Annotated in this window: 7 protein-coding genes; 3 read left to right on the forward strand and 4 right to left on the reverse strand. The window is 71.3% G+C overall.

Features of this window, described 5'->3' with window-relative positions; translation table 11 throughout:
* Positions 1 to 105: 105 nt before the first annotated feature.
* Positions 106 to 390 carry an SH3 domain-containing protein gene (locus CCR87_RS06515; protein WP_201156751.1) on the reverse strand — a complete coding sequence of 95 codons (285 nt, stop codon included), beginning with the start codon at positions 388 to 390 and terminating at the stop codon, positions 106 to 108.
* 649 nt (positions 391 to 1,039) lie between these two features.
* A complete protein-coding gene (locus CCR87_RS06520; RefSeq protein WP_201156752.1) occupies positions 1,040 to 2,149 on the reverse strand; it encodes a TRAP transporter substrate-binding protein in 1,110 nt (369 codons plus the stop codon).
* Between the two features lie 318 nt (positions 2,150 to 2,467).
* Here CCR87_RS06520 and CCR87_RS06525 point away from each other — a divergent pair, with 318 nt between their 5' ends.
* Genes CCR87_RS06525 through CCR87_RS06535 form a run of 3 tightly spaced genes read left to right on the forward strand, consistent with a single transcriptional unit; the run spans position 2,468 to position 5,718 of the window.
* Positions 2,468 to 3,058: a TRAP transporter small permease subunit gene (locus tag CCR87_RS06525; protein ID WP_201156753.1), complete on the forward strand. Its 591-nt coding sequence runs from the start codon at positions 2,468 to 2,470 to the stop codon at positions 3,056 to 3,058.
* 12 nt (positions 3,059 to 3,070) lie between these two features.
* Positions 3,071 to 4,726, forward strand: a complete 1,656-nt coding sequence (locus tag CCR87_RS06530) for a TRAP transporter large permease (RefSeq protein WP_201156754.1) — start codon at positions 3,071 to 3,073, stop codon at positions 4,724 to 4,726.
* A 56-nt stretch (positions 4,727 to 4,782) separates the two neighbouring features.
* Positions 4,783 to 5,718: a hydrogen peroxide-inducible genes activator gene (locus CCR87_RS06535; protein WP_201156755.1), complete on the forward strand. Its 936-nt coding sequence runs from the start codon at positions 4,783 to 4,785 to the stop codon at positions 5,716 to 5,718.
* Between the two features lie 547 nt (positions 5,719 to 6,265).
* Here the strand turns inward: CCR87_RS06535 and cobU are convergent.
* Positions 6,266 to 6,781, reverse strand: a complete 516-nt coding sequence (gene cobU, locus CCR87_RS06540) for a bifunctional adenosylcobinamide kinase/adenosylcobinamide-phosphate guanylyltransferase (protein WP_201156756.1) — start codon at positions 6,779 to 6,781, stop codon at positions 6,266 to 6,268.
* Between the two features lie 22 nt (positions 6,782 to 6,803).
* On the reverse strand, positions 6,804 to 7,076 hold a 273-nt coding region (locus tag CCR87_RS06545; RefSeq protein ID WP_201156757.1), incomplete at its 5' end, for a cobalamin biosynthesis protein.

Below are 7,076 nucleotides of genomic sequence, written 5' to 3' on the forward strand. Positions count from 1 at the left end.
CCGCACAGCCCGCCATCGCATGGGGCCTTTCTGCGGTCGGCCGGAGGCCCCCCACCCGGACCGGCGGTCACGCCCCGGCGGTCTGGCCGATCCGGGGGCGCGCGGTCATGACCCCGAGAGGTAATCGGCCGAGACGTACCCGGTGACGCCCGGCGCGGCGTTGAGCGACACGCGACACCAGCGCTGCCCCACCTCGGTCACGCAGCCGCGGCGTGTAACGGCGGTGCCGTCGGGCAGGCCGAGGATCACGCGATATCCGAGGCCGGGTCCGGCACGGAGCTTCAGAAGCTCGCTCCCGGCGCCCTGGACCACCGACTGGCCGCCCACCGCGCCCGCACAGCCGGTGACGGCCACGGCTGCTGTCAGCGCGAGTGCAATCATCAAACGCATGGCTACGGGCACTCCTTGTTCTGCTCCACGATCCACCGCCGCAGGACCGGTCATATGTGGTCCGGGCGGGCGCGTGGATCGGGCCGCAGCTCCACAGGGGCTCGGGCGGGCCGATCCGCACCCGCGCAGGGACGGGCTTCGCGGTGTCGGTGTCAACCCCGGGCCGCCCGACATTTTCCGTTTGGCGCGGCTGGCCCTGTCCATGGCCGGGCGCAGTTAGCGCCCGCCGCGGCGGGCACGATGGCCCGAAGGCGGCGCGCCTGGCGCGGCAGAACGCAACATGCGGGCGCGGGCGGGCGCGGCAATTGCGGCCCGCACCGCCCGGCCCGCGCTTCGGGAGCCGCGACCGCACCCGGGCACCCGCCGCGATGTCCGCCATGATGCCCGCAGTGATACCCGCCGTGATGCCCGCCGCGGCGGGCCGGTCCGCAGGATCGGGCGACCCTGGCGGCGGATGCGCCGCGGGCCGAGCGCGGCGGCGTGGACAGCCGCCCCGCTGCGTGACCGCCCCCCCCGGAAGACGGGATGTCGCGGCGGACCGACCGGCATGGGCGGGCAGGGGGCGCGGCCGGTGTGCGTGCCGGCCGCGCCATCTGTGGATGCGCCGGAGCGCGGGTGTCGCTGCGCCGCAGCCCCGGCGCCCATCCCGTCAGAAGGCGGCGGGGAACGCGAAGTCGAGCACGCGCGCGTTGAGGAAGGCCTGCTCGTTGAACCGCAACCAGCGCTTGGTGTTCTCGCGGCTGGCAAGGTAGCTGTCCCAGATCCGGCGGGTAAGCGCGTCGCCGCTGTCGTAGGACTCGCGGACCACCTCGCCCGCGGCGGCGCCCAGCGCCTCCAGGGTCTCGCGGCTCAGGCGGCGGAACTGGACCCCGTGTTCGAGGCGCAGCACCTCCATGGTCTTGCCGGAATGCAGGTCGTATTCGACCTTCATGTCCTCGTGTCCGGCGTGGCAGGCGGCGCGGATGATCTCCTGCAGGTCGTCCGGAAGCTCCTGGAAGCGGCCCTTGTTGAGCATCAGCTGCACCGCGCCGCCCGGCTCCTGCACGCCCGGGCCATAGGCATAGCGCGCGACCTGGTGGAAGCCCATCGGCAGGTCATTGACCGGTCCGATGAACTCGCCCGCGTCGATCGCCCCCGATTGCAGCGCCGAGAAGATCTCGCCCCCCGCCAGCAGCACGGCGCTGGCGCCGAGCTTCTGCACCATCTCGCCGCCCAGGCCCGGCATGCGGATGCGCAGGCCGCGGAAATCCTCGGGGCTTTCGATGGGATTGCGGAACCAGCCGAAGGTCTGCGCCGCGGTCTGCCCCGCCGGCAGCGAGATGATGCCGAAGCGGTCCGACAGCTCGTCCCACAGCGCCTGCCCGCCGCCGTGCAGCAGCCACGCGGCCTGTTCGTCGGCGACCATGCCGAAGGGCACGGCAAAGAAGATCGCCAGCGCCGGATGCTTGCCCACATGATAGAACGAGGCGTCGTGGCCCATTTCGGCGGTGCCGTCCATCACCGCGTCCATGCAGCGCAGCGCGGGCACCAGCTCGCCGGCGGCAAAGACGTTGATCCGCATCCGCCCGCCCGACATCTTCTCGATGCGCCGTGCCAGCCGTTCGGCACCCACGCCGACACCGGGCAGCCCCTTGGGCCAGCTGTGGACCATGCGCCACTCGATGATGCCGCTGGCGATCGCGGGTGCGGCCAGCGTCGCGGCCGAAGCGCCCGCCGCGCCAACAAGCGCGCCGCGGGTCAGGAAATCGCGTCTGTTCATTGGTTTCTCCTCCCTGGTGATGGGGCGCTGGCGCGCCGGACGGCCCGGGTCCGGGGCATCGCCAAGGCACCCGGGTCGTGGGCGGATATGAAAGCGTGGCGGCGCCGCGCAAGCGCGCGGGGCGGTCACGAAAGGGAATTAGGAAAATCCTATTACTGACTATCGCAATTCCTATTGTCGATTAAAAAAACCTATTGCCACCCATTGAAACCTCCGACGCCGCGACAATCTGACCGGGGCCGCCGCCAACGATGCGGCGGTGCCGCCGGCACATCGCGGGCCGCAAACCACAGCGCGGCAAACCACAGGGAGGAAGCCATGGGAGAGGGGAACACCGGGTCCGAGCCCGGCTGGGTGCGGCTGTGTGCCGGCACCGTGGCGGGCATCGACGGGATCTGCCGCTGGAGCGGGTATCTGACCGCCTGGCTGACGCTGGGCACGGTGCTGGTCTGCTTTGCCAGCGTGTACTTGCGGTATGTGATGGGCGTGGGGCTGATCTGGCTGCAGGAGCTGTACGTCTGGCAGCACGCGGCGGTGATCATGCTCGGCTCGGCCTATACCATGATGACCGGCGGCATGGTCCGGGTGGATGTGTTCTATACCCGCTGGAGCGACCGGCGCCGGGCGGCCACCGACCTGGTCATGACCCTTGCGGTGCTGGTGCCCTTCCTGTGGGTGTTCGGGTCCCTGACGTGGACCTTCTTCCTCGCCGCCTGGCGGATCGACGAGGGGTCGATCAACCCGCAGGGCCTGCCCAATGTGTGGCTTCTGAAGGGGGCGATGGTGGCCTTTGTGGCGCTGGTGGCGTTGCAGGGGCTGGCGTTCGTGCTGCGCGGCGTCCTCGTGCTGGGGGGGCGGCCGCAATACGTGCTGGGCCATGGCGGCCACGGCGCCGATCAGACGGTCTGAGGGGGGCGCGCCATGGCATTCGACGTATCCCTTGTGGGGCAGCTGATGGCGGCCGGGCTGTTCCTGGCCATCCTTGCGCTGCTGATGACCGGCTATCTGGTGGCCTTTACGCTGGGCGGGCTTGCGATCCTGTTCGGATTTGCCGGCATGTGGGTCGGCGCCTTCGACGAGCGGCTGTTTGCCGCCCTGCCCAACCGGTTCTGGGGCATCATCACCAACCCTGTGCTGATCGCGGTGCCGCTTTTCGTCTTCATGGGCGTGGTGCTGGAGCGCTCCGGCATCGCGGAATCCCTGCTGACCACCATGGGGCAGGTGTTCGGACGGATGCGCGGGGGGCTTGCGCTGTCGGTGGTGCTGGTGGGGGCGCTGCTGGCGGCGGCCACCGGGGTGGTGGGCGCCACGGTGGTGACCATGGGCCTGCTCAGCCTGCCTGCGATGATGCGGGCGGGCTACGATCCCAAACTGGCGACGGGCACCATCTGCGCGGCCGGCACGCTGGGGCAGATCCTGCCGCCATCGACCGTGCTGATCTTCATGGCCGACATCCTGCAGGGGGCCAATTCGGCGGCACAGCTGGCGATGGGCAATTTCGCCCCCGACACGGTGTCGGTGGGCGACCTCTTTGCGGGGGCCATGATCCCCTCGCTGATCCTGGCGGCGTTCTATGCGGGCTATGTCATCTTTCGCGCCATCGTCGCGCCCGAGAGCTGCCCGCCAGTGGCCATGACCGACGCCGAGCGCCGCGGCCTCGGGCGGCGGGTGGTCTCGGCGCTGATCCCGCCGCTGGTGCTGATCATGGCGGTGCTCGGCTCCATCGTCGCAGGCGTCGCCACGCCGACCGAAAGCGCCAGCGTGGGCGCGCTGGGCGCGCTGTTCCTGGCGGCGGTCAAGCTGCTGGCCGACACCCATCTCGGCGCGCCGGGCGATCCGCGGCGGGACCTCAACCTGTTCTGGTTCTGGCTGGGGTTCCTGGGGGTGCTGGCGATCACCGGCTGGCTGTTCGGCGGCCCGGGGCTTCTGAACCTGATGCTGGGGGTGCTGGTGGCATCGCTGCTGGCGGTGGTCGCCTCCGGACCCCTGCGGCGGAGGTATTTCGACACGCTGTTCCGGTCCTGCGTGTCGACGATGTCCATCACCTCGATGGTGTTCATCATCCTGCTGGGGGCCACCGCCTTTGCGCTGGTGTTCACCCAGATGGGCGGCACCGCGATGGTGCGCGGCTTCCTCGAGGCGATGCCGGGCGGGCAGACGGGTGCGCTCCTGATGGTGTTTCTCATCATCTTCGTGCTGGGCTTCTTCCTCGACACCTTCGAGATCCTGTTCATCGTGGTGCCGATCACCGCGCCGGTGCTGCTGATGATGGGGGTGGATCCGATCTGGCTGGGGGTGATGATGGGGGTTCTGTTGCAGACCTCGTTCCTGACGCCGCCGTTCGGGTTCTCGCTGTTCTACCTGCGCGGGGTGGCGCCACGCACGATCACCACGCCGCAGATCTATCGCGGGGCGATCCCCTTCATCGGGTTGCAGATCGTGGCGCTGTCGATCCTGTGGATCTGGCCCGAGACCGTCACCTGGCTGCCCGAGGTCATCTTCGGCGCGGGCCCCGGCGGTGCGCCGGAGGCGCCGGCGGAGTTGCCAACGGATGACTTCTTCGACGATGACTGGTGATCCGGTCGCCCGCGGAGAGGGGCCTGCCCTCTCCGCCCTGCCACGGGGGGTGCTTCATGCGCGATCTGCCCAGCCTGCGCCAGCTCGAGTACTTCATCGCCCTTGTGGAGGCCGGCAGCTTCCGCGCCGCCGCCGAGCGGTGCGGCATCAGCCAGCCATCGCTGTCGGTCCAGCTGGCCAACCTGGAGCGGCTGCTGGACCTGCGGCTGATCGAGCGCGGCCGGGCCGGGGCGATCCCGACCCCGGCCGGCCGCGAGGTGCTGGAGCGCGCCCGCGTCATCCGTGCCGAGCTTCGGGAGGTCCTCGATCTGTCGGCGGTGCTGCGCTCGGGGCTGGGCGGCACGATCCGCTTCGGCGCGTCGGCGACGCTGGGGCCATATCTGCTGCCCCATGTGATCGCCCGGCTGCACCAGCTCTATCCCGAGCTGAAGCTCTATATCCGCGAGGGGTCGCCGAGGACGCTGGTCGAGGGGCTGGCGCAGGGTGCGCATGACATCGTGCTGGTGCACCTGCCCGCGCCCCCGGGTGATTTCGAGGTGCTGCGCCTGTTCCGCGAACCGCTGGAACTGGTGGCGGCGCACGATCACCCGCTGGCGGCGGGCGACACCGTCGAGCGTGCCGCGCTCTCCGGCCAGACGGTGCTGACGCTGGGCCCGACCTATGCGCTGCACCAGCAGGTGGCCGACCTGTGCGACCTTCTGGGCGCGCGCCTGCACAGGGAGTACGAGGGGACCAGCCTCGATGCGCTGCGGCTGATGGCGGGCATGGGCATGGGGGTGACCTTCCTGCCCGCGCTCTATGTGCGCTCCGAGGTCGGCTCGGACGACGAGGATGTCCGGGTGTTGCGCCTGGCCGGGCCACGGATCGTCCGCTCGATCGGATTGGTGACACGCCGCCATGCCGCCATCGGCGAGGCGCTCCCGCGCATCGCCGCCACCATCCGCGACACCGCCCGCAGCCGTTTCGGCGATGTCATCATGATGGCGCCCTGAGGCCGTCTGCCGCCCGGGCAGCGCCACCGGGGGCACCCGCCCCCCTCGGGCTTTGCGACCCGGCTGTGGATACGCCGCAGGTTCGCGCTGCGGCGCGCCGGGCGGCTTTCAGCCTCCAGACCCGCTTGGCCTCCGTGACCACCCGACCGTGACCACCCGACCGTGACCACCCGACCGTGACCACCCGACCGTGACCACCCGACCGTGACCACCCGACCGGGGCCGCCTGCCCGGGGTGAGGACGGCCTGGGTGAGAACGGCCGGATCGTGCCGCCAGTCGTCGGCGGTCCGGGGCGGCAGCTTGTGCGAGCGCCGGATCACCCGCAGACGATGCGCCCCTCGGCCGCTACGCCGCAGGCGAGCCTGCGGCACGACCACAAGCCGATCGGGGCAGATGCGCCGGCTGACCGGGCGACCGGCGAAAGACCCTCGAGGTCGCATGACGCAGCCGGGCGGGGGCGTCGGGATGCCTCGGCCGGGTGGGGGTGGCTTCGGGCGTGGCTGTCCCGTCCGGTCCGCGACGGTCACGCAGGGCGGCCGGGGTCGATCACGGGGGGGCGCCCTTCAGGGTCAGCGGCAGGCCGGCCACCACCAGCTCCACCCGGCTGGCCGCGGCCGCGATGCGCTGGTTCAGCCGCCCCTGTTCATCGCGGAACCGGCGGGCAAGGGCGTTTTCCGGCACGATGCTCCAGCCGACCTCGTTGGTGACCATGACCACCGGCGCGGTCTGCACGGCCAGCGTGGCGAGCAGCGCCGTGCCCTCGGCCACCGGGTCGCGGTCGGCGAGGATCAGGTTCGTCAGCCACAGCGTCAGGCAATCGACCAGGCGCGGCCCGGCGCCGTCGGTGGCCGCCAGCGTGCGGCACAGCTCCAGCGGTTCCTCGTGCGTGTCCCAGCCGGGGCCGCGGTCGGCACGGTGGCGGGCGATGCGCGCGGTCATCTCGGCATCAAACGCCTGGCAGGTGGCGACATAGACGGGCGGGCCGTCAAAACCGCGCGCCAGCGTCTCGGCGCGGCGGCTCTTGCCCGAGCGTGCGGCGCCGGTCACGAGGATCAGGGTCATGGATCAGCCTTTGCGCGATGGATCATGTCACGGCCCACAGGACGGCGGCCAGCAACAGCGCCAGCCCCGTGTTGGCCCGCCAGTACAGCCGCACCGCGGCACGGATGTCGGCCGCGCCCAGGTCGCGCCGGCCGCCGTCGTTCATCACGCGGTCCGTGCTCAGCACCCCGCCATAGGCGCGCGGGCCCGCAAGGCCGAACCCCAGCGCACCGGCCATCGCCGCCTCGGGCCAGCCGGCGTTGGGCGAGCGGTGATGGCGCGCGTCGCGGCCCACCGCCCGCAGCGCCGCCCCGGC

Origin of the sequence: Rhodobaculum claviforme, from assembly GCF_016653255.1 — a bacterium.
GTDB classification, from domain to species: Bacteria; Pseudomonadota; Alphaproteobacteria; order Rhodobacterales; family Rhodobacteraceae; genus Rhodobaculum; species Rhodobaculum claviforme.